This window comes from Cellulomonas sp. Y8 (assembly GCF_008033115.1).
Classification (GTDB): Bacteria; Actinomycetota; Actinomycetes; order Actinomycetales; family Cellulomonadaceae; genus Cellulomonas.
The window spans coordinates 3714778-3738012 of the sequence record NZ_CP041203.1; the positions used below are offsets into that span (position 1 = coordinate 3714778).

18 protein-coding genes and 1 pseudogene are annotated in these 23235 nt (G+C 73.3%); 14 read left to right on the forward strand and 5 right to left on the reverse strand.

Features of this window, described 5'->3' with window-relative positions; all coding sequences use genetic code 11:
• Positions 1 to 45 precede the first annotated feature (45 nt).
• A complete protein-coding gene (locus tag FKM96_RS16875; protein ID WP_147796207.1) occupies positions 46 to 459 on the forward strand; it encodes a hypothetical protein in 414 nt (137 codons plus the stop codon).
• 15 nt (positions 460 to 474) lie between these two features.
• On the opposite strand, the gene FKM96_RS16880 is transcribed toward FKM96_RS16875, so the two are convergent.
• Positions 475 to 1110: a TetR/AcrR family transcriptional regulator gene (locus FKM96_RS16880; RefSeq protein WP_147796208.1), complete on the reverse strand. Its 636-nt coding sequence runs from the start codon at positions 1108 to 1110 to the stop codon at positions 475 to 477.
• Positions 1111 to 1216: 106 nt separating this feature from the next.
• Here FKM96_RS16880 and FKM96_RS16885 point away from each other — a divergent pair, with 106 nt between their 5' ends.
• From FKM96_RS16885 to FKM96_RS16905, 5 genes are all read left to right on the forward strand, one after another.
• A complete protein-coding gene (locus FKM96_RS16885) occupies positions 1217 to 1924 on the forward strand; it encodes a LytTR family DNA-binding domain-containing protein (RefSeq protein ID WP_147796209.1) in 708 nt (235 codons plus the stop codon).
• A 205-nt stretch (positions 1925 to 2129) separates the two neighbouring features.
• A complete protein-coding gene (locus FKM96_RS16890) occupies positions 2130 to 5078 on the forward strand; it encodes a glycoside hydrolase family 3 protein (RefSeq protein ID WP_147796210.1) in 2949 nt (982 codons plus the stop codon).
• An 84-nt stretch (positions 5079 to 5162) separates the two neighbouring features.
• Positions 5163 to 7565 carry a glycoside hydrolase family 3 C-terminal domain-containing protein gene (locus tag FKM96_RS16895; protein WP_147796211.1) on the forward strand — a complete coding sequence of 801 codons (2403 nt, stop codon included), beginning with the start codon at positions 5163 to 5165 and terminating at the stop codon, positions 7563 to 7565.
• A gap of 25 nt (positions 7566 to 7590) precedes the next feature.
• Positions 7591 to 8229 carry a hypothetical protein gene (locus tag FKM96_RS16900; protein ID WP_147796212.1) on the forward strand — a complete coding sequence of 213 codons (639 nt, stop codon included), beginning with the start codon at positions 7591 to 7593 and terminating at the stop codon, positions 8227 to 8229.
• 176 nt (positions 8230 to 8405) lie between these two features.
• Positions 8406 to 10613, forward strand: a complete 2208-nt coding sequence (locus FKM96_RS16905) for an MMPL family transporter (protein ID WP_147796213.1) — start codon at positions 8406 to 8408, stop codon at positions 10611 to 10613.
• Between the two features lie 103 nt (positions 10614 to 10716).
• Here the strand turns inward: FKM96_RS16905 and FKM96_RS16910 are convergent, their stop codons facing one another.
• Positions 10717 to 11673, reverse strand: a complete 957-nt coding sequence (locus FKM96_RS16910) for an NAD-dependent epimerase/dehydratase family protein (protein WP_147796214.1) — start codon at positions 11671 to 11673, stop codon at positions 10717 to 10719.
• Positions 11674 to 11794: 121 nt separating this feature from the next.
• On the opposite strand from FKM96_RS16910, the gene FKM96_RS16915 reads away from it, so the two are divergent.
• From FKM96_RS16915 to FKM96_RS16950, 8 genes are all read left to right on the forward strand, one after another.
• Positions 11795 to 12613, forward strand: coding sequence for a TetR/AcrR family transcriptional regulator (locus tag FKM96_RS16915; RefSeq protein WP_147796215.1), 819 nt, complete (start codon positions 11795 to 11797; stop codon positions 12611 to 12613).
• A 31-nt stretch (positions 12614 to 12644) separates the two neighbouring features.
• Complete coding sequence (locus tag FKM96_RS16920) at positions 12645 to 13082, forward strand: hypothetical protein (protein ID WP_147796216.1); 438 nt, start codon at positions 12645 to 12647, stop codon at positions 13080 to 13082.
• Between the two features lie 185 nt (positions 13083 to 13267).
• Positions 13268 to 14659 (forward strand): trigger factor, encoded by a 1392-nt coding sequence (tig, locus tag FKM96_RS16925; RefSeq protein ID WP_147796217.1) that lies wholly within the window; start codon positions 13268 to 13270, stop codon positions 14657 to 14659.
• Positions 14660 to 14839: 180 nt separating this feature from the next.
• On the forward strand, positions 14840 to 15460 hold the full coding sequence (locus FKM96_RS16930) for an ATP-dependent Clp protease proteolytic subunit (protein WP_147796218.1): 621 nt from the start codon (positions 14840 to 14842) through the stop codon (positions 15458 to 15460).
• 41 nt (positions 15461 to 15501) lie between these two features.
• Positions 15502 to 16212, forward strand: coding sequence for an ATP-dependent Clp protease proteolytic subunit (locus FKM96_RS16935; protein WP_147796219.1), 711 nt, complete (start codon positions 15502 to 15504; stop codon positions 16210 to 16212).
• Between the two features lie 257 nt (positions 16213 to 16469).
• Positions 16470 to 17756, forward strand: a complete 1287-nt coding sequence (gene clpX, locus FKM96_RS16940) for an ATP-dependent Clp protease ATP-binding subunit ClpX (RefSeq protein ID WP_147796220.1) — start codon at positions 16470 to 16472, stop codon at positions 17754 to 17756.
• 31 nt (positions 17757 to 17787) lie between these two features.
• Entirely contained in the window at positions 17788 to 18153 is a 366-nt protein-coding gene (locus FKM96_RS16945; protein ID WP_147796221.1) for a chorismate mutase, read from the forward strand.
• Between the two features lie 164 nt (positions 18154 to 18317).
• Positions 18318 to 19520: a hypothetical protein gene (locus FKM96_RS16950; RefSeq protein WP_147796222.1), complete on the forward strand. Its 1203-nt coding sequence runs from the start codon at positions 18318 to 18320 to the stop codon at positions 19518 to 19520.
• A 92-nt stretch (positions 19521 to 19612) separates the two neighbouring features.
• On the opposite strand, the pseudogene FKM96_RS16955 reads toward FKM96_RS16950, so the two are convergent.
• The 3 genes and pseudogenes from FKM96_RS16955 to FKM96_RS16965 form a co-directional block, all read right to left on the reverse strand.
• A pseudogene (locus tag FKM96_RS16955) lies at positions 19613 to 21428 on the reverse strand (long-chain fatty acid--CoA ligase).
• Positions 21429 to 21619: 191 nt separating this feature from the next.
• The gene (locus FKM96_RS16960) at positions 21620 to 22396 is read right to left on the reverse strand and encodes an amino acid ABC transporter ATP-binding protein (protein ID WP_147796223.1); all 777 of its coding nucleotides are present in this window, start codon (positions 22394 to 22396) and stop codon (positions 21620 to 21622) included.
• On the reverse strand, positions 22393 to 23235 hold the full coding sequence (locus FKM96_RS16965) for an amino acid ABC transporter permease (protein WP_147796224.1): 843 nt from the start codon (positions 23233 to 23235) through the stop codon (positions 22393 to 22395). The genes FKM96_RS16960 and FKM96_RS16965 overlap by 4 nt, the downstream gene beginning before the upstream one ends.

The following is a 23235-nucleotide window of genomic DNA, read 5'->3' on the forward strand; positions in this document are numbered from 1 at the left end:
CGGCGGGGGTGCGGCCACCTCCCGCACCCCTACCGAGGAGCGCCGATGAACGACCTGCCCCCGGGCGGACGCCAGGACGGCGCCCGCGCCGCCGCGACCGAGCCCCACTACGCCGCGCTGGACCTGGTGGCGTCGCCCGACGCGCCGGTCGCGGCGCGTCGGTGGGTGGACCGCGTCCTCGTCGACGGTGCCGTGGCGCCCTGGCGGCGGGGCGAGCTGCGCCGGGTGTGCACCGAGCTCGCCCGCGAGGGGGTCCGGTGCGCGGACGCCGGTGCGCGCCTGCGGCTCGAGGTGGACGTGGTCGGGCCGGTCGCGCGGCTGTCCGTCACCGCCCCCGCCTCGACCCCCCGGCTCGGTGCGCGCGTCGTGGACGTGCTCCGGTCGGCGTTCGAGTGGGGCGTGGAGCAGGTGCCCGGCCGAGGGCGGCAGCTGTGGTGCCACGTCGAGCTGACGGCCTGAGCGGCGCGCGACCGGTCAGGCGTCCTGCGCCGGGCCACCGCCGCGCGGACCGGGGATCTCGGCGCGCCCGGCGAGGACCGCGAGGCCGTCGGCCACCTCGCGTCCGAGGTCGAACGTGGGGTCGAGGAGCCACTGCGTCTGCAGCCCGTCCCACAGCGCCATGAACCGGCGCGCGAAGCGGTGCGGGTCCACGCCGGGGTCGGCCCAGCCCTGGGCCTGGAGGTCGGTCAGGAGCTCGGCGTAGCGCGCGACGATCGCGCGGGTGCGCCGGGCGCCCCACTCGTGCGCCGGGTGCGTCGGGTCGGTCGCGGCGGCGGACATCGCGACGAAGAGGCGGAGCACCTCCGGGTCCGACCGCTCCGCCTCCACGGTGGCGGCGACGGCGGCCCGCACGTCCGCGACGCCCACCTGCTGGTGGGCCCTCGACCGGCGGTCGGCGTGCTCGAGGGCGCCGACGAGCAGGTGCTCGCGGGACGGGAAGTGGTAGAGCACCTGGGCCTCGGTGAGGTCGGCGCGTCGTGCGACCTCCGCGATCGTGACGCTCCGGTGGCCGGACTCGACGACGAGCTCGAAGGCGGTCCGCCGCACCGCCTCGACGCGGCCCCGGGTCTTGGCGTAGGGACCGCGCGGAGAGGGGGTCGAGCCGGACATCCGCCGAGCGTATCGGCCGCCGGAGGGCCGGTCGGGCCCCGAAGGCCAAAACGTTGGGAGTTAGGATTTGGCTGACGCCTCCGGGGACACGACGGGACGGGACGGGATGCTCGCGATCACCTCGGTCGAGGACGACCCCGCTGCGGCCGTCGAGCTGCAACGGCACCTGCGCCGCTACGCGGCCGAGCGCGGGGTCGAGCTCGCGCACACGTCGCTGCCGGACGGCGAGTCGCTGCTCACCGGCTACGACGGCGCCGACCTCCTGCTGCTCGACGTCGAGCTGCCGGGGCTGGACGGGGTCGCGGTGGCCCGCCGGGTCCGCGAGGTCGACCGGGCCGTCGGCATCGTGTTCGTCACCGCGTCGGCCGGTCACGCCGTGGCCGGCTACGAGGTCGACGCGCTGGAGTACGTGCTGAAGCCCGTGCGCTACCCGGCGCTCGCCCGCGCGCTCGACCGGGTCGCCGCACGCGCCGCGAGCCGACGGCACCGCACGGTCGTCCTGGACTCGGGCGCGCGGCAGCTGCGGCTCGACGCGGACGACGTCCTCGTCCTCGCGGCATCCGGCCACCACGTCGAGGTGCGGACGCTGAGCGGCCGCTACGGGGTCCGCGGCCCGCTCAAGCAGTACGAGGCGGCGCTGGCGGGCGACGGGTTCGTGCGGTGCCACCACGGCTTCCTCGTCAACCTCGCGCACGTCGTCGCGGTCGACGGGCTGGACGCCGCGCTGGTCGACGGCACGACGGTCCCGGTGGGTCGAAACCGTCGCACCGACTTCCTCGCCGCGCTGACCGACCACCTCGCCTCGCGGCGCTGACGCCGCCCGCCCGACAGTTTGTGCCTCCGTGGCCCCCGGTTGTGTGCGGTCGGCCCAAATTCGAGATGACTCGTGTTTGGCTACCGCCGCACGACCCCCACCCGCGACCCCCTCGCGGACGGGCACCGGGAACCGCGAGCGGGCGTAGCGCAGCGCCGCCGCAGGTCGACCGGAGCCCGCGCACCTGCACGAGAAGAGGCCAACGATGTCCAGGAAGCAACCACGACGGCTGTCCACGCCCGTGGCGATCGGCAGCTACGTCCTGTGCGCCGCGCTCGCCGGCGGGCTGGTGGTCGGCAACGCGTACGCCACCAAGTACTCCGACCTCGTGTCGGTCTACCTCGACCAGCCCACCCAGAAGGTCGTCACCGCCGAGGGCGAGGACGCCGACTACTTCACCTCCGACTTCGCGTCCGACGAGGACCGTCAGGCGTACCTGGCCGACGTGGGCACCCGGATCTCCGCCGAGGGGATCACCCTGCTCGAGAACGACGGGGCGCTGCCCCTCGCCGAGGGCGCGCGGATCAGCGTCTTCGGGCAGAGCGCCGTCGACCCGGTCTACGGCGGCACCGGCGCGGGCTCGCTCGACACCTCCCAGGCGGTCACCCTCGAGGACTCGTTCACGGACGCCGGCTTCGAGCTGAACCCCACGCTCTGGGACTTCTACGAGTCCGGCGCCGGCAAGTACTACCGCCGGTCGATCCCGGACGTGTACGGCGAGGGCGAGTTCGCGGTGAACGAGGTGCCGCAGAGCGCCTACACCTCCGAGGTCACGGCGTCCTACGCCGACTACGCGGACGCGGCGGTCGTCGTCCTCGGCCGCTCGGGCGGCGAGAGCAAGGACCTGATCGGCACCCGGGACGCCGGCACGGCCACCTACCTCCAGCCGACGCCCGAGGAGCGCGACCTCCTGGCCTCGGTGACCGCGGAGTTCGACACCGTGGTGGTCCTGCTCAACACGCAGAACCCCGTCGAGCTCGGGTTCCTGGACGAGTACCCGGTGAGTGCGGCCCTGTGGGTCGGTGCGTTCGGGCAGACGGGCGCCGCCGCGGTGGGCCAGGTCCTCAGCGGGGAGGTGAACCCGTCGGGCGCGCTGGTCGACACCTACGCCTACGACTCGCTGAGCGCCCCCAGCATCGCAAACCTCGGGTCGTACGAGATCACCAACTCCCAGGTGGACCGCGGCAACAGGTACATGGTCTACGCGGAGGGCGTGTACGTCGGGTACCGGTACTACGAGACCCGGTACGAGGACGCGGTCCTCGGCGCAGCCGGGGTCGGCGACTTCGACTACGCCACCGAGGTCCAGTTCCCGTTCGGGCACGGCGAGTCGTACACGACGTTCGACTGGTCGGACTACGCGGTGACGGAGGGCGAGGACGCGTTCGACGTCGCCGTCACGGTGACCAACTCCGGTGACGTCGCGGGCAAGGACGTCGTCCAGGTCTACCTGCAGCAGCCGTACACCGACTACGACCGCGAGCACGGCATCGAGAAGCCGGCCGTCGAGCTGGCGGGCTACGCCAAGAGCGCGGAGCTGGAGCCGGGCGCGTCCGAGACCGTGACGGTCGAGGTCCCGCGCGAGCTGATGAAGGCGTACGACGCCGACGGCGCCGGGACGTACGTGGTGGACGCGGGCGACTACTACCTGGCCGCCGGCACGGACGCGCACGTCGCGCTGAACAACATCCTCGCCGCCAAGGGGCACAGCACCGCCGACGGGATGACGGCGGACGGCGACGCCGCCCTCGCGCACGAGGTGACGGTCGGCGAGCTCGACGCGACCACGTGGGCGACGTCGGCCGCCACCGACGAGGCGGTCACCAACCAGTTCGCGGGCGCCGACCTGCGGACCTACGACGAGGGCTTCACCTACCTCAGCCGCTCCGACTGGACCGGTACCTGGCCGACGACGTACTCGGACGGCTCGTGGACCGCGCCGCAGCAGCTGATCGCGGACCTCGAGATCCCGGACGTCGAGGACCCCGACGCCGAGGAGCCCGTGCTCGGCACGGTCGACGACGCGTACGGCGAGCTGAACGCGGCGATGATGATCGGCGAGGACTACGACTCGCCCTCGTGGGACGCCCTGCTCGGGCAGATGACCGCGACGGAGCTGGACGAGCTGGTCCGCATCGGCGGCTACGCCACGAAGCGCGTCGACTCGATCCAGCTCCCGGCCACGGTCGACAAGGACGGCCCCGCCGGCATCTCCGACACCCTCGTCGGCGGCCAGTCGGGCATGGGCTACCCGCCCGCGATCGTGCTGGCGTCCACGTTCAACACCGACCTGGCGCGGGAGTTCGGCGTCGCGATCGGCGAGGACTCCCTCGACCTCGGCGTCGCGGGCTGGTACGGGCCGGCGCTGAACATCCACCGCTCGCCGTACAGCGGCCGCAACTTCGAGTACTTCTCGGAGGACTCCCGGCTCTCCGGCGTGATGAGCGCGGCGGTGGTCGACGGTGCGCAGTCCAAGGGCGTGCTCGTGTTCATGAAGCACTTCGCGCTCAACGACCAGGAGACGGACCGGATCGGTCTCGCGACGTTCGCGAGCGAGCAGGCCGTGCGCCAGCTCTACCTCGCGCCGTTCGAGGTCACGGTCCGCGACGGCGGCGCGCGCGGCGCGATGGCCGGCATGAACCGCCTCGGCCCGACCTGGGCCGGCGCGGACGCGGGCCTGATGACCGCGACGCTCCGGGACGAGTGGGGCTTCCAGGGCGTGGTCGTGACCGACCAGGCGTCCTTCGAGGTGTTCGCCTACGAGGACCTGCGCGCCGGCCTGGCCGCGGGCACGGACCTGTGGCTCAACACGGACGCGACCCTGTGGAAGCTCTCGGACGACGAGATGACCCCGACGGTGCTCGCGAACATGCAGCGCGCGGCGCACAACATCGCGTACGCCGTCACCGCGTCGAACGCGATGAACGGGCTCTCGGCCGGGTCCGAGCTGGTCGCGGTGACGCCGCTGTGGAAGTGGGCGCTGTACGCGCTCGACGTGCTGTTCGGCCTGGCGATCGTGGCGCTCCTGGTGGTCACGACCCGCAAGCTCGTCCGGCAGCGGCGCGGCGGTCCCGGTGCCTCCGGTGGCGCGGACAGCGAGGACGCCGGCGCGGAGCCGGACCCTCGCGAGGTCGCCGGGACGCCGTCCCGCTGACCACCCTCCCGGTCCTGGCCGGTGCGACCCGCACCGGCCAGGACCGCGCACCGCACGCCCCACCGCCTGGAGAGACCGAGCGTCATGATCGAGAACCTGACCCTGCTGGAGAAGGCCGCCCTGCTCACCGGCAAGACGGTCTGGGAGACGTACGACCTGCCGCGGCACGGCGTGCGCTCGCTCTGGCTGGCGGACGGGCCGCACGGGGTGCGCAAGCAGACCGGCGCCGCGGACCACCTCGGCATCGCCGAGTCGCAGCCGGCGACCTGCTTCCCGACCGCCGCGGCGGTCGCGAACACCTGGGACCCCGAGCTCGCCGAGGAGGTCGGGCGGGCGCTCGGCGCCGAGGCCGCGGCGCAGGACGTCGACGTGCTGCTGGGCCCGGGCCTGAACATCAAGCGCTCCCCGCTGGGCGGGCGCAACTTCGAGTACTTCTCCGAGGACCCGCTGCTGGCGGGGCGGATGGCCGCCGGGTACGTGCGCGGCATCCAGGCCGCCGGCGTGGCGGCGTGCTCCAAGCACTACGCCGCGAACTCCCAGGAGCTGCGCCGGATGGCGTCGGACTCCGTGGTCGACGAGCGGACGCTGCGCGAGATCTACCTGACCGCGTTCGGCATCGTGGTCACCGAAGCCGCACCGCGGACGATCATGTCCGCGTACAACCGGGTGAACGGCACGTACGCGCACGAGGACCCGTTCCTGCTGCAGCAGGTGCTGCGGGACGAGTGGGGCTTCGACGGGGCGGTGATCTCCGACTGGGGCGGCTCGAACGACGTCGTGGCCGCGGCGGCCGCGGGCGGGACCCTGGAGATGCCGGCGGCCGGGCTGGACTCGGCGCGCCAGCTCGTCGCCGCGGTGCGCGACGGCCGGCTCGCCGAGGCCGACCTGGACGCGCGCGCCGCCGAGGTGCTGCGGCTGGTCGCCGAGGCCCGCGAGCCGGGCACGGCGCCGGCCGTCGACGAGGCCGCGCACCACGCGCTGGCCCGCCGGGTCGCGGCGCGGTCGGCGGTGCTGCTGAAGAACGACGAGGCCCTGCTGCCGCTGGCGGCCGGGACCCGGGTCGCGGTGATCGGCGACTTCGCCTTCACGCCGCGCTACCAGGGCGCCGGCTCCTCGGCCGTGAACCCGACCCGGCTCGACACGATCCTCGACCTCATCGGCGAGACGGAGCTCGACGTGGTGGCGTCCGTCCGCGGGTTCCGCCGCGACGGGAGGCCCGACGAGGCGCTGCGCGCGTCGGCGGTGGAGGCGGCCCGGGGCGCCGACGTCGCCCTGCTGTTCCTGGGCCTGGACGAGATCGCCGAGTCCGAGGGCCTGGACCGGTCGACCCTCATGCTGCACGCGGCGCAGACCGAGCTGCTCGAGGCCGTGCACGCCGCGAACCCGCGCACCGTCGTGGTGCTGGCCGCCGGTGGTGTCGTGGAGATGCCGTGGCTCGGCTCCGCGCAGGCGCTGGTGCACGGCTACCTGTCCGGCCAGGCCGGCGCGGGCGCGCTGCTCGACGTGCTGACCGGCGTCGCGAACCCGGCCGGGCGGCTCGCCGAGACCGTGCCGGTGCGGCTGTCGGACACCCCGACCGCGGACACGTTCCCGGGGCAGCAGCGGACCGCGGAGTACCGCGAGGGCCTGTTCGTCGGCTACCGGTACTACACGACCGCCGGGGTGCCGGTGACGTTCCCGTTCGGGTTCGGGCTGTCGTACACCTCGTTCGCGTACTCCGGTCTGACCGCGACGGCCGACGCGGCCACGGTGACCGTGACCAACACGGGCGCCGTCGCGGGCTCGGACGTGGTGCAGGTCTACGTGCGGCGCGAGACGCCGGGCGTGCACCGGCCGGACCGCACGCTCGCCGGGTTCGCCCGGGTCGAGCTCGCCCCGGGGGAGTCGACCACCGTGACCGTCCCCCTGGGGGACGCGGCGTTCCGGCACTTCGACGTGGGCACCGGGGCCTGGCAGGTCGAGCGCGGCACCTGGACCGTGCTCGCCGGCGCGAACGTCGCCGACCTGTCCGAGAAGGCCACCGTCGAGGTGGCAGGGACCGTGCCGCCGGTGGCGGAGGACGCGGTCCCGGTCCGGTACCGCACCGGGGACGTCCGGCACGTGCCCGACGCCGACTTCGCGGCCCTGCTCGGCCGCCCGGTCCCGCCGGCCTCCTGGTCCGGGCCGCTCGGCGTGAACGACGCGCTCGGCCGGATGCAGACCGCGCGCTCCCCGCTGGCCCGGCTCGCCTACCGGGTGCTCGCGTTCCTGCGCGACCGCGCCGACCTCAGGGGCAAGCCCGACCTGAACATCCTGTTCCTGCTCAACATGCCGTTCCGGGCCATCGGGAAGATGACCAACGGCATGGTCAGCGCCGAGATGGTGGACGGGATCGTCCGCATCGTCAACGGCCACTTCTTCGCCGGCGCCGGCGCCACGATCCGCGGGTTCCTCCGCAACCGCCGCGCCAACCGCACCACCGCGCGCCAGCTGCGCGGCGACGCCTGACCTCCTGGAAGAGAGACCCGCTCGTATGTTCACCCGTCTCAAGGACGCCTGGGGCCGGTTCGCCACCAAGCGGCCGGGCGTCGCCCAGTTCGTCGTGTTCTTCGTGCTGAGCAACGGCATCACCGTGCTGCAGCTCGCGCTGATGCCGCTGTCGAAGTGGCTGTTCGGGATGACGTCCCTGGTCGACACCGCGTTCCAGGTCTGGCCGGTCGGCTCGAACCCGGACGGCTCGCAGTACTTCGTGTTCGACTACGCCGCCGGGGCCTTGCCGGCCGGCGGCGGCGGGCTCGCCTACTTCCTCGCGGTCCAGGTCACCATCCTGGTGGCGCAGGTGATCAACTTCTTCGCCCAGCGCAGCATCACGTTCAAGTCGAACTCCTCGGTGGCGAAGGCTGCCACCTGGTACGCGATCGCCTACGTGGTCATCACGATCGTGGCGGCCGCGCTGCAGGGCCTGTACAAGGCGCCGATCTACGACCTGTTCATCGACACCTGGGGCCTGGGCGGCACCGGCGAGACCCTCGCCGACCTCGTGGTCGTGCTGATCAACAGCGCGATCTCGTTCTGGGTGTTCTTCCCGATCTTCAAGGTCATCTTCAAGTCCGACCCGACGAAGGCCGCGCCCGCCGTCACCGTGGACGACCCGGTGGTGCGCTCGTCGTGAGCCCGGCGGGCACGGGTCGCGCCCCTGCTCCCGCGTGGACGCCCGCGGCGGTACCGGCCGTCCGGTCACGTACCCCGGACGTCGTACCGAGGACGGTCTCCCCGGCCGATTCGCCGGGACGCTCACGTCGCCAGGATCGAGGACGTCCGTCGGACCCGCAACGAGAGTAGAGATCCATGGCAACGTTCCTCGCAAGGCTCGGGCGCTTCAGCGCCCGGCGTCGGCTGGTGGTGGTGATCGCGTGGGTCGCCGTCTTCGCCGGCCTCACGGGCATCCTCGCGGTCAACGGGATGGGGGAGACGGCGGACGACTCGATCCCCGACTCGCGCGCCTCGCTCGCGCTCGAGCGCATGAACGAGGAGTTCCCGTCCGAGGGCTCCCAGGAGGACGCCCAGACCCTGCAGCTCGTCTTCCACCCGGACGCCGGCGCGGTGACCGACCCGGCCGTCGCGCGGGAGATCCAGTCCGTGCTCGACGACGCCGCGTCCCTGCCCGGGGTGCAGACGGTGAGCGACCCGCTCGACCCCGCGAACCCGTCGATCTCCCCGGACCAGAGCCTGGCCATCTCGACGCTGACGTACACCGGTCTCGACGACGAGCAGCAGGAGACGTCCTACGCCGCCGCCCTGGACCTGCAGCAGTCCGCGCCGGCCGAGCTGGGGGTGGAGCTGGGCGGCAACCTCGTCCCGCTCGGTGCCCCCGAGCAGGGCGTCGGCGAGATGATCGGCGTCCTCGCGGCGTTCCTCGTGCTGATCCTGACGTTCGGCACCCTGCGGGCCGCGGGCGCGAACCTGCTCACCGCGGCCTTCGGCGTCGGCGTCGGCCTGGTCGGCGTCTTCGCGTACGGGTCGATCACCCCGATCGGCGAGAACTCGATCATCCTCGCCGCGATGCTCGGCCTCGCGGTCGGCATCGACTACGGCCTGTTCGTCCTGTCCCGCTTCCAGCACGAGCTGCGCGGGGGGCGGACGGTCGACGAGGCCATCGGCCGGGCGACGGGGACCGCCGGGACCGCCGTGGTGTTCGCGGGCGCGACCGTGATCGTCGCCCTGGTGGCCCTGATGGTCGCCAACATCGGCTTCATCTCGGTCATGGGCTACGCCGCCGCGTTCGCCGTCCTCATCGCGGTCCTGCTGTCCCTGACCCTGCTGCCGGTCCTGCTCAAGACCATGGGCCTGAAGGCGCTGCCGACGAAGCACCGGCGGGCGCTCGCCGAGGGCCGCATCTGGACCGAGGGGACGACCGAGAAGCGCGGCTTCCTCAGCCGGTGGGGCACGACCGTCGTCCAGCACCCGGTCCTCGCCCTCGTCGGCGGCGCCGCGGTCCTGGTCACCGTCGCGATCCCCGTGCTCAGCATGAAGACGGCGTTCCACGTGCCGGGCGGCGCGGACCCCGAGTCCACCGAGCGCGCGGCCTACAACCTCGTCCTGGACGAGCTCGGCGGCGTGCAGAGCCCGCTCATCGTGCTCGCCGAGGGCGACGACGTCGCGGCCGACGCCGGGGCCGTCGAGGACGCGCTGTCCGCGCTCCCGGGGGTGCAGATGGTGACGCCCGCCGAGATCAGCTCCAGCGGCGACGTCGCCCGGATCACCATGATCCCCACGGGTGGCCCGATCGACGTCTCCACCCAGGACCTCGTCCACACGATCCGCGACCACGAGGACTCGATGGTCGACGGCGTGCGCCTGGAGGTGACCGGGGAGACCGCCATCGGCATCGACCAGGACGCGGCTCTGAACACCGCCCTCATCAAGTACGTGATCGTGATCGTCCTGATCTCGATGGCGCTGCTGGTCCTGATGTTCCGCTCGATCCTCATCCCCGTGATCGCCACCGCCGGCTACCTGCTGTCGGTCCTGGCGTCGTTCGGCGCGAGCACGGCCGTGTTCCAGTGGGGCTGGGAGTTCCCGCTCATCACCGCCGCGCAGGGCGACCCGATGATGAGCCTGCTGCCGATCCTGCTGGTCGGCGTGCTGTTCGGGCTCGCCATGGACTACCAGGTGTTCCTGGTCTCCCGGATCAAGGAGATGCACGACCACGGCATGGCTCCGAAGGACGCGATCGTGGAGGGCTTCTCCCGGGCGGCCCCGGTGCTCGTCGCCGCGGCGTCGATCATGACCGTCGTGTTCGCCGGGTTCGCGTCCAGCTCGTTCGCCATCGCCGCGTCGATCGCCTTCGGCCTCATGATCGGGATCGTCGCCGACGCGTTCATCGTCCGGATGATCCTCATGCCGGCCGCCCTGTCGCTGCTCGGCAAGGCCGCCTGGTGGATCCCGGCGTGGCTCGGCAGGGTGCTGCCCCGCATCGACACCGAGGGGCACGCGCTGCAGGACGCCGTCGATGAGCCTGAGCGCCGGCCGGAGCCCGAGCTGGTCCGTCCGTAGGGCGCGGCGTCGGCCGGGGTCGCCGCAGCGGTGGCCCCGGCCGACCTCTGCCCCCGCAGGTCGACGGGGCGCTCACGGCGGCCCACCTCCCGCTGGCCGAGGCCTAGGAGGCGCGGCCGCCCGGCACGGGCCGCCACGCCCGCGCCGTCGCCTGCACCACCTGCGCCCAGGGGGTCGGGTGCAGGCCGAACGCCGCCTCGGTGGCGCGGGCGTCCAGCACGAAGGGCCGCTCCCACTGCCACAGCACCTCGGTCAGCTCGCGCAGCACCGGCACCACGGGGGCGAGGGCGCGGACGGCGGCGCGCGGGAAGCGGCGGAGCCGCGGCTCGGGGGCGCCCTGGGGCACGGCCGCCGCGAGGTCGGTGAGCGCGCGCCGCACGGTCACGGGCTCCGGGCTCGGGACGTGCCAGGCGCGGCCCCACGCCCGCTCCTCGGTGGCCACCGTGCGCAGCAGCCGCGCCACGTCCTCGACGGCGGTGAAGCTGTGCGGGAGGTCCGGGTCGCCGAACACCCGGGCGGGCCGCCCGCGCAGCGTCGCGTCGGCGTACCGGCGCAGGACCCCACCGGCGGCGGTGACGTCGGGCCCGAGGTAGTCGGCGGCCCGCACCTCGGTCGCGCGGACACGACCCGCGGCGTGCGCCGCCAGCGCGTCCCGCCACATGTCGGCGCGCAGCCGGCCCTTGTGGCCGGTGGCGGCCAGCGGCAGGTCGGTGGTCAGCGGCACGTCCACGGGGCCGTACCCGTAGAGGTTGCTCGTCGTGACCAGGACGGCGCCCGAGCCCTCGGCCGCGCGCAGCGCCGACGCGGCGAGCGGGGGCCACAGCGCGGCCCACTGCTGGTAGGACGCGGGGTTGGCGCAGTTGTACAGGGCGGTCGCGCCGCGCGCGACGGCGGCGAGCGCCTCGGCGTCGCTCGCGTCGGCGGCGACGCGGGTGACCGCGGGGTGGTCGAGCCCGCCCCCCGACCGGGTCACGACGACGACCCGCTCGCCGTCCCGGGCGAGCAGGTCGGTCAGCGCGGTGCCGACCGGGCCGGAACCGATGACCACGTGGACGCCCATGGGTGCTCCTCTGCTGCAGGGTTCGGATCAGTGATCGCAAGTGTGAACACCGTTCGCGTTTCTGGCAAGACCCGGCTCCGTCGTGCTCGCGCGGGCCGCAGCGCGTGCCACCCTGGGCACCATGTCGTCCGTCCCGTCGCCCGCCGAGGGTGCCCGTGCCCGCGCCCGGCGCGAGCTGCTGCGGGAGATCACCGATGCGGCGCGCGCGCAGCTCGCCGAGGTGGGCGCGGCGGCGCTGTCGGTCCGCGCCGTGACCCGCGAGCTCGGCATGGCCCCCTCGGCGGTGTACCGGTACTTCCCGAACCGGGACGCGCTGCTCACGGCGCTGATCACCGAGGCGTACACCGGTCTGGCGGACGCCGCCGAGCGCGCGGAGCGCGGCGCCGACCGCGCCGACCTGCTCGGTCGGTGGCTGGCCGTGCACCGCGGCGTGCGGGGGTGGGCGCTGGGCCATCCGCACGAGTACGGGCTGATCTACGGCTCGCCGGTCCCGGGGTACGCCGCGCCCCAGGACACCACCGCCCCGGCGTCGCGGGTGCCGCTGCTGCTCGCGGCCGTCGCGGTGGATGCCTGGATCGCCGGCCACCGCGCGCCCGGCGCCGACCGGGTGCCCGACGCGCTCCGGGCGGACGCCGGCGCCCTGCTCGCCCTGGCCCTCGCGGGCCGCCCGTCGGACCAGGTGCCCGCTGCCCGGGTCGGTGGACCCGCGGCTGCCGCTCGCCGTGGTGGACGCGTGGACGGAGCTGTACGGCTGCGTGAGCTTCGAGCTGTTCGGCCACTACCGCGGCGTCCTGCGCGACCCGGGCGCGCACCTCGACGCGGTCGCCCGGCGCACCGCGACCGCCCTCGGCCTCCCGGGGGAGCGGCCGGGTCGCTGAATCGCGCCGGGGTGCGTGCGCGACCCGCGGGTGCGGGCGCCCCCGCACCTGTGCTTCGATAGGTAGACGAACTCGTCTACCCAGGGAGCGGACATGGCGGAGCAGCAGGCGCGGCGGGGCGGCGGCCTCGCGCGGACGGTGGGTCGGGTCGGTCTCGGGGCGGTGCTCGCGTTCGCCGGCACCAGCCACCTCACGTTCGCGCGCGAGGAGTTCCGGGCGCAGGTCCCGCCGTGGGTGCCGCTCGACGAGGACCTCGTCGTCCTCGGCTCGGGGGTCGTCGAGATCGCGCTCGGCACGGCGCTCGCCGTCGCGCCCGCGCGGCACCGCGCGAAGGTCGGGTGGGCCGCGGCCGCGTTCTTCGTCGCGATCTTCCCCGGCAACGTGTCGCAGTACCTCACGCACACCGACGCCTTCGGGCTCGACACGGACGCCAAGCGGCTCGCCCGGCTGCCCGGCCAGGGCCTGCTGGTCGCGTGGTCGCTGTGGTCGACCGGCGCGTGGCGCGCGTGGCGGGGCCGCCGCCGGACCTGAGCCTGCTTTGGCGGCGGCGTGGCGCGGTGGCGTAGGCTTCGTGGGCCGGTGCGGCGAGCCATGCCCGCGCGCGCCGAAGCGTGCCGCCCCTCGGGGTAGAGCGGGGAACCGCCCGACCGGCCCGCCCCAGCGCCCACGCCGGGCACCCCGGCGCAGACGAATCCGAGCAGTTGGAGAGCACTGAAGTGAAGAGCGCCGTCGAGACCCTGGAGCCCACCAAGGTCAGGCTGACCGTCGAGGTTCCGTACGACGAGCTCAAGCCGAGCATCGATCACGCCTACTCGCACATCGCGGAGCAGGTGAACATCCCCGGCTTCCGCAAGGGCAAGGTCCCGCCGCGGATCATCGACCAGCGCGTCGGCCGCCCGGCGGTCATGGAGCACGCCGTCAACGAGGGGCTGTCCGGCTTCTACGCCGAGGCCGTCCGCGAGAACAAGCTGCGCCCGCTCGGCCAGCCCGAGGTCGACGTCACGAAGGTGCCCGGCCTGGTGCCCGGCGAGACCGACGGCGACCTGGTGTTCACCGCCGAGGTCGAGGTCCGGCCCGAGATCGAGATCCCGTCGCTCGACGGCCTGTCCGTGACCGTGGACGACTCGGAGATCACCGACGAGGACGTCCAGGGCCGCCTGGACACCCTGCGCGAGCGCTTCGGCACCCTGGTCGGCGTCGACCGCCCGGCCGCCGACAAGGACTTCGCGGTGATCGACCTGGTCGCCAAGATCGACGGCGAGGAGGTCGACACGGTCTCCGGCGTCTCCTACCAGATCGGCTCGGGCAACATGCTCGAGGGCCTGGACGAGGCGCTGACCGGCCTGTCGGCCGGCGAGACCACGACGTTCTCGACCACGCTGGTCGGCGGCGACCACGCCGGCGAGCAGGCCGAGGTCACCGTCACCGCGTCCTCCGTCAAGGAGCGCGAGTTGCCCGAGGCCGACGACGACTTCGCGCAGATGGCGTCGGAGTTCGACACGGTGGAGGAGCTCCTGGCGGACCTGCGCGAGCAGGCCACCAAGATCAAGGCGCAGAACCAGGCCGTCCAGGCCCGCGACCTGCTCCTGGAGCAGCTGCTCGAGCAGCTCGAGATCCCGGTCCCCGCCGGCGCCGTCGAGGCCGAGGTGCACCGCCACCTCGAGTCCGAGGGCCGCCTGGAGGACGACGTGCACCGCACCGAGGTCACGGAGCAGGCGCAGACCGCGCTGCGCAACCAGATCCTCCTGGACACCCTGGCCGAGAACCTCGAGGTCAAGGTCAACCAGGGCGAGCTCGTCGACTACCTCGTGAGCGCGTCCCGCCAGTACGGCATGGACCCGAACACGTTCATCCAGACCATCGACCAGCAGGGCCAGATCCCCGCGATGGTCGCCGAGGTCGCGCGCTCGAAGGCCCTCGCGGTCGCGCTGCGGCACGTGGCGGTCGTCGACGGCTCCGGCGCGGCGGTCGACCTGTCGGAGTACATCGGCACCGACGAGGAGGACGCGGCGCAGACCGCGCTCGAGGACGCCGCCACCGCGGCCGCCGAGGGCGACGAGGACGCGACCGAGGCCACCGAGGCGCCCGCCGAGGACGCCAAGGCCTGAGCCCCGGCACCCGCACGACGCGAGGGCCCCGCACCGTCACCGGTGCGGGGCCCTCCGCGCGTCCCGGGCCGGGTGCACCCCCTGCGCCGACAGCGAAACGGGGCCCGACCGGGACTGATGCCGGGCGGGCCGGGCGTTAGGGTCGCTGACAAGCAACCAGTCCTGATCGAGGGAGCGTTCGTGAACGACCAGACGCCGGCCATCGCCCGGGCAGAGTCCGGGGGACTCGGCCTCAACGACTCCATCTACAACCGGCTCCTCAAGGAGCGGATCATCTGGCTGGGGTCGGAGGTCCGGGACGAGAACGCGAACGCCATCTGCGCCCAGATGATGCTGCTCGCGGCGGAGGACCCGGACAAGGACATCTTCCTGTACATCAACTCGCCCGGCGGCTCGATCACCGCGGGCATGGCGATCTACGACACCATGCAGTACATCCAGCCGGACGTCGCCACGGTGGCCATGGGCATGGCGGCCTCGATGGGGCAGTTCCTGCTCTCCTCGGGCGCCAAGGGCAAGCGCTACGCCACCCCGCACGCCCGCGTGATGATGCACCAGCCCTCCGGCGGCATCGGCGGCACCGCCACCGACGTGCGCATCAACGCCCAGCTGATCCTGCACATGAAGACGGTGCTCGCGGAGCTGATCGCCGAGCAGACCGGCAAGTCGGTCGAGCAGATCACGGCGGACTCGGACCGCGACCGCTGGTTCACCGCCCCCGAGGCCCTCGAGTACGGGTTCGTCGACAAGGTCGTCACCCACGCCGGCGCCGTCACCGGCGGCGGCGGCACCGCGGCCTGACCGACCCCCGCCGACCAGAACAGACCTCGTAAGGAGAACTCGTGAGCACCGAGTCGCAGTTCATCGCCCGCGCCGGGCGCCTCGCCGGCGGCTGGGGCGGCACCGCCGGGTCCGTCGCGACCTCGCCGTCGTCCCGCTACGTGCTGCCCCAGTTCGAGGAGCGCACGGCGTACGGCTTCAAGCGGCAGGACCCGTACACCAAGCTGTTCGAGGACCGGATCATCTTCCTCGGCGTGCAGGTGGACGACGCCTCCGCGGACGACATCATGGCCCAGCTGCTGGTCCTGGAGTCGACCGACCCCGACGGCGTCATCACGCTCTACATCAACTCGCCCGGCGGCTCGTTCACCGCGCTGACCGCGATCTACGACACGATGCAGTACATCAAGCCGCAGATCCAGACGGTGTGCCTCGGCCAGGCGGCCTCGGCCGCCGCGGTCCTGCTGGCCGCGGGCACCCCGGGCAAGCGCCTGGCGCTGCCGAACGCCCGCGTGCTGATCCACCAGCCCGCGATGGAGGGCGGCGGCTACGCCCAGGCGTCGGACATCGAGATCCACGCCAACGAGCTGATCCGGATGCGCGAGTGGCTCGAGGAGACCATCGCGCACCACACCGGCCAGCCGCTGGACAAGGTCCGTCAGGACATCGAGCGCGACAAGATCCTCACCGCCAAGCAGGCGCACGAGTACGGGATCGTCGACCAGGTGCTCGAGAGCCGCAAGGGCGCGATCGCGACCCGCGTCGAGCCGTGACGCCGCCCGGGGGCCGCTGAGGCCCCCGCGGCACCCCGCGCGCCCCGCCGCGACCGCCTCCAGGGTGGCCGTGGCGGGGCGCGCGAGCACCGCCGGACGGGCGAACCCGTCCGACACGCCCGGCGCCCGGTGCGTGGCGGGCTGACACCGGGCCCGCCGTGGTGTGCAATGGACCGATGGGCGGTCGGCCGTGGTCGGCCCGCCCGGGAGCGCAGTGACTCGCGACCGACCGGTCGCACCGAGGGAAGGGGACGCACGTGGCTCGCATCGGGGACGGCGCGGACCTTCTCAAGTGCTCGTTCTGCGGGAAGTCGCAGAAGCAGGTGAAGAAGCTCATCGCGGGTCCGGGCGTCTACATCTGCGACGAGTGCATCGAGCTCTGCAACGAGATCATGGAGGAGGAGCGGGCGGAGGCCACCGAGATCGGGATGGTCGAGCTGCCCAAGCCGAAGGAGATCTTCGGGTTCCTCGAGCAGTACATCGTCGGCCAGGAGCCCGCCAAGCGGTCGCTCGCGGTCGCGGTCTACAACCACTACAAGCGCATCCAGGCGGGCGAGGCGACCCCGTCGGTCGGCACCGCGCAGGCCGAGGACTCGGTCGAGATCGCGAAGTCGAACATCCTGCTGATCGGCCCCACCGGCTGCGGCAAGACGTACCTCGCCCAGACCCTCGCGCGGATGCTCAACGTCCCGTTCGCGATCGCGGACGCCACGGCCCTCACGGAGGCGGGCTACGTGGGCGAGGACGTCGAGAACATCCTGCTCAAGCTCATCCAGGCCGCGGACTTCGACGTGAAGAAGGCCGAGACCGGGATCATCTACATCGACGAGATCGACAAGATCGCCCGCAAGAGCGAGAACCCGTCGATCACGCGGGACGTGTCCGGCGAGGGCGTGCAGCAGGCGCTGCTCAAGATCATCGAGGGCACGACGGCCTCGGTGCCCCCGCAGGGCGGCCGCAAGCACCCGCACCAGGAGTTCATCCAGATCGACACGACGAACGTGCTGTTCATCGTGGCCGGCGCGTTCGCCGGGCTGGACGAGATCATCACCAGCCGCTCGGGCCGCAAGGGCATCGGCTTCGGCGCCCCGCTGCACAGCGCGGACGACAAGGACGTCTACGGCGACGTCATGCCGGAGGACCTGCTGAAGTTCGGGCTGATCCCCGAGTTCATCGGGCGCGTCCCGGTCATCACCACGGTGTCGCCGCTGGACCAGTCCGCGCTCGTCCGGATCCTCACCGAGCCGCGCAACGCCCTGGTCAAGCAGTACCAGCGGATGTTCGAGATCGACGGCGTCGAGCTCGAGTTCACGCAGGACGCGGTCGAGGCGATCGCCGACCAGGCGCTGCTGCGCGGCACCGGCGCGCGCGGCCTGCGGGCGATCATGGAAGAGGTCCTCCAGCAGGTGATGTTCGAGGTGCCGAGCCGCGACGACGTCGAGCGCGTCGTCGTCAACCGCGGCGTGGTCCTGGAGAACGTCAACCCGACGCTGGTCCCGCGGCAGGCGCCCGCCAAGCGCACGCCCCGCGAGAAGAGCGCCTGACCTCGTCGTCACGCCCCCTACGATCGGGGGCGTGACGACTTCCAGCACCCCGGCCGGCACCCCCGCGCTCCCGCCCGAGCTCGCGCGCCTGCGCGGCAGCATCGACAACATCGACGCGGCCCTCGTCCACCTGCTCGCGGAGCGGTTCAAGGCGACGCAGCAGGTCGGCGTGCTCAAGGCCCGGCTCGGGCTGCCCGCGTCCGACCCGGGCCGCGAGGCGCGCCAGGTGGCGCGGCTGCGGGACCTCGCGCACCAGGCCGACCTCGACCCGGTGTTCGCGGAGAAGTTCCTCGCGTTCATCGTCGAGGAGGTCATCCGGCACCACGAGGAGATCGCGGCAGGGCCGGACGGCCAGCGCGCCCCGGCGACGGCCTCGGACGACCCGGTCACCGACTGACCGCCGCGGTCCGCGAGGCGCCCGGCCGGGAACTCGCCGCCCTCCGGGGTGGCGCGGTGCGACTGGCTGTCAGAGGGTGGGAGGGGTCAGGACCGGTCGGTCGGTGCGGCCCGGACGGCGCTGCGCCGGCACGACCCACGCAACCGGACCCTCGGAGGTCGCTCGTGGAACTGCACTGGCTCAAGCCCCTGCTCGGACGTCCCGCCCCGTTCATCACCATCCACCTCGACGCGACGCGTGCCGACGCGTCCGGCGACGAGGAGGTCGCGGGCCGGTGGCGGGCCCTGCGCAAGGAGCTGGAGCGCTCGGGGGCGGCCGCGGCCGTGCTGGACGAGATCGAGGAGCGGGTGACCCGGCCCACCGGGGTCGCCGGCCCGCACGGGCGGGTGTTGATCGCGGACGCCGAGGGCGTCGTCGTGGACCGCGTGCTCAAGGAGTCCCCGGCGCAGTCGACCGCGCACCTGGACGACGTGCCGGTGCTGCTGCCGGCGGTGCGCGCCGCGGACCAGGCCACGCGGTTCCTGCTGGTCGAGGTCGACCGGCAGGGCGCGGACCTCACCTGGTCCGACGGCTCGGGCCTGCGCACCGCGCAGAAGGAGTCCGTCGAGGGCGACCACGACGAGCTCCGCAAGGTCAAGGAGAGCGGCGACGGCTGGAAGGCCCGGCGGGTGCAGATGCGCGCCGAGGACTCCTGGGAGCGCAACGCCGAGACGGTCGCCGCCGAGCTCGACAAGCAGGTGGTCGAGAAGAAGCCCGAGATCGTCCTCGTCACCGGTGACGTCCGTGCGGTCTCGCTGCTCTGCCACGCGGTGGCGCCGCGGACCAAGGACGTCCTCGTCGAGGTCCCGGGCGGCTCCCGCGCCGACGGCGTCAAGCAGGACGTGTTCCACCAGCGGGTCGCCGAGGCGCTCGAGGCGTTCCGGCAGCGCCGGCGCGAGGAGACCCTCGCGCGCTACCGCGAGGAGCTCGGCCGCGGGGGAGCGGCGGTCACCTCCGTCGACGACGTGGTCACCGTGCTGCAGCGCGGCCAGGTCCGCGAGCTCGTCCTGCACGAGGACGTCACGCTGCCCGGCTCGGCGCTCGGCGACCGGCAGCTGTGGGTCGGCCCGGACCCGCTGCAGATCGCGTCCAGCGAGGACGACCTGGCCGGCATCGGCGTCACCGAGGGCGCGCGGCGGATGCCCGCCGACGTGGCGCTGCTGCGCGCCGCGCTCGGGCAGGACGCCGGGCTCGCGATCGCGCTCGACGGGCAGGTCGAGGCGGTCGACGGGGTGGGCGCGGTGCTGCGCTACACGGACGGGTCGACGCCGAGCGAGGCGGTGCCCACGCAGTCGGCCGACCAGCGCCGGCTGCACGACGTGGTCTGATCCCGCGAGTCCCCCGGACAGTGGAAGGTTCTGACCGGCGCGCGCACGGCGTGTCGGTCAGAACCTTCCACTGAAAGCGCGCGGAGGCGCGGTCAGTGCTCCCGGGTGTCGACGTAGAGCTCCTCGACGTCGGCCGCGAAGTCCTTGAGCACCAGCGCGCGCTTCACCTTGAGCGACGGGGTCAGGTAGCCGTTCGCCTCGGTGAAGTCGCCGTCGAGCACGCGCACCTTGCGGATGGACTCCGCGCGGGACACGGCCTCGTTGGCGCGCGCGGCGGCGCGGTCGAGGGCCGCCAGCACCTCGGGGTGCCTCCCCGCGGCGCGGACGTCCATCGGCGGCAGGCCGTGCATGGACAGCCAGCCGGGGAGCATGTCGGCGTCGAGGGTGACCAGCGCGCCGATGAACGGGCGGCCGTCGCCGACGACGACGACCTGGCTGACCAGCGGGTGGCCGCGGAACCGGTCCTCCAGCACGGCGGGCGCGACGTTCTTGCCGCCCGCGGTGACGATGAGCTCCTTGGCGCGGCCCGTGAGCCGCAGGTAGCCGTCGTCGTCCAGGGTGCCGATGTCCCCGGTCGCGAACCAGCCGTCGGCGTCCAGCACCTCGGCGGTGGCCGCGGCGTTGTCGTGGTAGCCGCGGAACACGTGCGGGCCCTTCGCGAACACGTTGCCGTCGTCGTCGACCCGCAGCGACGTGCCGGGGTACGCGGGGCCGACGGTGCCGATCTTGATGAGCCCGGGGCGGTTGACCGCGGACGGCGCGGTGGTCTCCGTCAGGCCGTAGCCCTCGAGCACCACGAGGCCGAGACCGCGGTAGTAGTGGCCCAGCCGCTCGCCCAGCGGGGCGCCGCCCGAGATCGCGTACCGCAGCGAGCCGCCCATCGCGTCCCGGAGCTTGCGCAGCACCAGGGACGACGCCAGGGCGTGCGCGGCCTTGAGCTGCGCGGACGGCCCGGAGGCGGTGTCGAGGGCGCGGGAGTAGGTGATGGACACCTTGGCGGCCCAGCGGAACAGCTTGAGCTTCGCGCCGTGGCCGGCCTTCTGCTCGGCGGAGTTGTAGACCTTCTCGAACACCCGCGGGACGGCCAGGATGTACGTCGGCCGGAACGACGCGAAGTCGGCGAGCAGGTTCCGGGTGTCGGGCGTGTGGCCCAGCGGGGAGCCCGCCTCGATCGCGACCATCTGGATGAAACGCGCGAACACGTGCGCGAGCGGCATGAACAGCAGGGTGCGGGACCCCGGGGTCGCGCACACCTCGGTCAGCGCGGCGACGCCGTTGCGGGCGTTGTCGACGAAGTTCCCGTGGCTGAGCTCGACGCCCTTGGGCCGGCCCGTCGTGCCCGAGGTGTAGATGATCGTCGCGAGGTCCGCGGCGGTGGCCAGGGACCGGCGGCGCTCGATCTCGGCGTCCTCGACGCCGGTCCCGGCCGCGACCAGGTCGGCGAGCCCGCCCTCGTCGACCACGACGACCTCGCGCACGGCAGGCACGGCGTCGCGCACGTGGCCGACGACCGCGGCGTGCGCGGCGGTCTCGACGACGACGAGCGAGGCGCCGGAGTTCGACAGGATCCACTCGACCTGCTCGGCCGAGGACGTCTCGTAGACCGGCACGCCGACGCCGCCGGCGAACCACACCGCGAAGTCGGTGAGCGTCCACTCGTAGCGGGTGCGGGACATGATCGCGACGCGGTCGCCGCGGCTCGAGCCCCTGCGCGACCAGGCCCTTCGCGAGGGCGGTCACCTCGCGGACGAACTCGGCGACCGTCACCGGCGCCCACGAGCCGCCGAGCCCGGTCGAGCGCTCGAAGATCACGCTCGACGCACCGCGGGCCAGGCGCCGCAGCAGCAGGCCGGGCACGTTGAGCGCGGGGTCGTGCGGGGCGGGCGTGTCGGCGCTGAACTCGCGCATCGGTGCTCCTGGTGCGGGGGTCGGGGGACCGGGGCGCGCACCGCGCTGACGAGCGGCGACGACCGTTCGCGCCATGCTATCGGCCGCCTGAGCGCCCACCCGGGACCCGGGACGACAAGACCGGGCCGCCGGGATCGTGGGATCCCGACGACCCGGTCGGGGTCGTGCGTGGCGCGGCGGCGCGCCGGGTGTCAGGCCACGTCGGTGTGCGTCGGGTCCAGCACCCGCTGCAGGAACGTCTGCGTGCGCGCCTCCCGCGGCGCCCCGATGACCTGGTCCGCGGGGCCGTCCTCGACGATCACGCCGCCGTCCATGAAGACCACGCGATCGCCCACGTCGCGCGCGAACGCCATCTCGTGCGTCACCACGATCATCGTCATGCCACCGTCGGCGAGGTCCCGCATGACGCCGAGCACGTCGCCGACGAGCTCCGGGTCGAGGGCGGAGGTCGGCTCGTCGAAGAGCATGAGCTGCGGGTCCATCGACAGCGCCCGGGCGATCGCGACCCGCTGCTGCTGCCCGCCGGACAGCTGCGCCGGGTGCGCGTCCGCGCGGTCCGCCAGGCCGACGCGCTCGAGGTTGGCGCGGGCGATCCGGTCCGCCTCCGCCGCGGAGCGCTTGAGCACGCCCCGCTGGGCCATCGTGCAGTTCTCCAGCACGGTCTTGTGCGCGAAGAGGTTGAACTGCTGGAACACCATCCCGACGTGCGTCCGGACCTGGTCGATGTCGACGTCCGGGTCGGTCACGTCGACGCCCAGCACCTCGACGGCGCCGCCCGTCGGCTCCTCCAGCAGGTTCACGCAGCGCAGCAGGGTCGACTTGCCGGAGCCCGACGGGCCGATCACGCAGACGACCTCGCCGGCGTGCACGTACAGGTCGATGCCGGTGAGCACCTCGCGCTCGCCGAACGCCTTGCGGAGGCCGGCGATCCGGACCACGGGGGCGCCGGTCGGTGCGGCGGCGGTCATGTGCGGCTCCTCGCGCCGGTGCGCTTCTCCAGGTACCGCGCGAGCTGGCCCAGGGGGAGCGTGATGAGCAGGTAGCAGGCGCCGATGAGGAACAGCGGCGTCAGGCCGCCCTGCGCGCTGTTGAGCGCGTCGCGGCCGATCTTGGTGAGGTCGTACTGGCTGACGGCCAGGCCGAGCAGGAACACGAGCGAGGTGTCCTTCGTCAGCAGGATCAGCTCGTTCGTCATCGGCGGCAGCACGATCCGGAACGCCTGCGGGACGACCACCTGGCGCAGCGTGCGGCCGTGGGACATGCCGAGCGAGCGCGCGGCCTCCACCTGGCCCTTCGGCACGGCCTGCAGACCGGCGCGCAGCGTCTCCGCGATGTAGGCGGCGGAGACCAGGCCGAGCGCGAGCGCGGCCTTCGTCGTGACCGACGGGATGTTCACGCCGAACGCGATCGGCACGGCGTAGCCGAACGAGATCACGACCAGCAGCGCCGGGATGCCGCGGAAGAACTCGATGTAGACGATCGCGATCCACCGGTACAGCGCGACCGACGACATCCGCATCAGGGCGAGGGCCGTGCCGAGCGACAGGCCCACCGCGAACCCGGCCGCGGTGTACGTGATCGTGTTGAGGAACGCCCGCGGCAGCTGCGGGGCGATCGCCGCGATGGCGTCGGTGTTGAAGAAGTTCGTCCCGACGTTCTCCCAGTCGATCGCCAGCGCGACCGCCACCAGGACGACCACGAGCAGCGCGTACTGGGCGAGCCGGAAGACCCGCGCGCGCCGGCGCGGGCTCCACCGGCGCCGGGACGCGGGAAGCGTCCCGGGCGCCGGCGTGGACGTGGTCGTCAC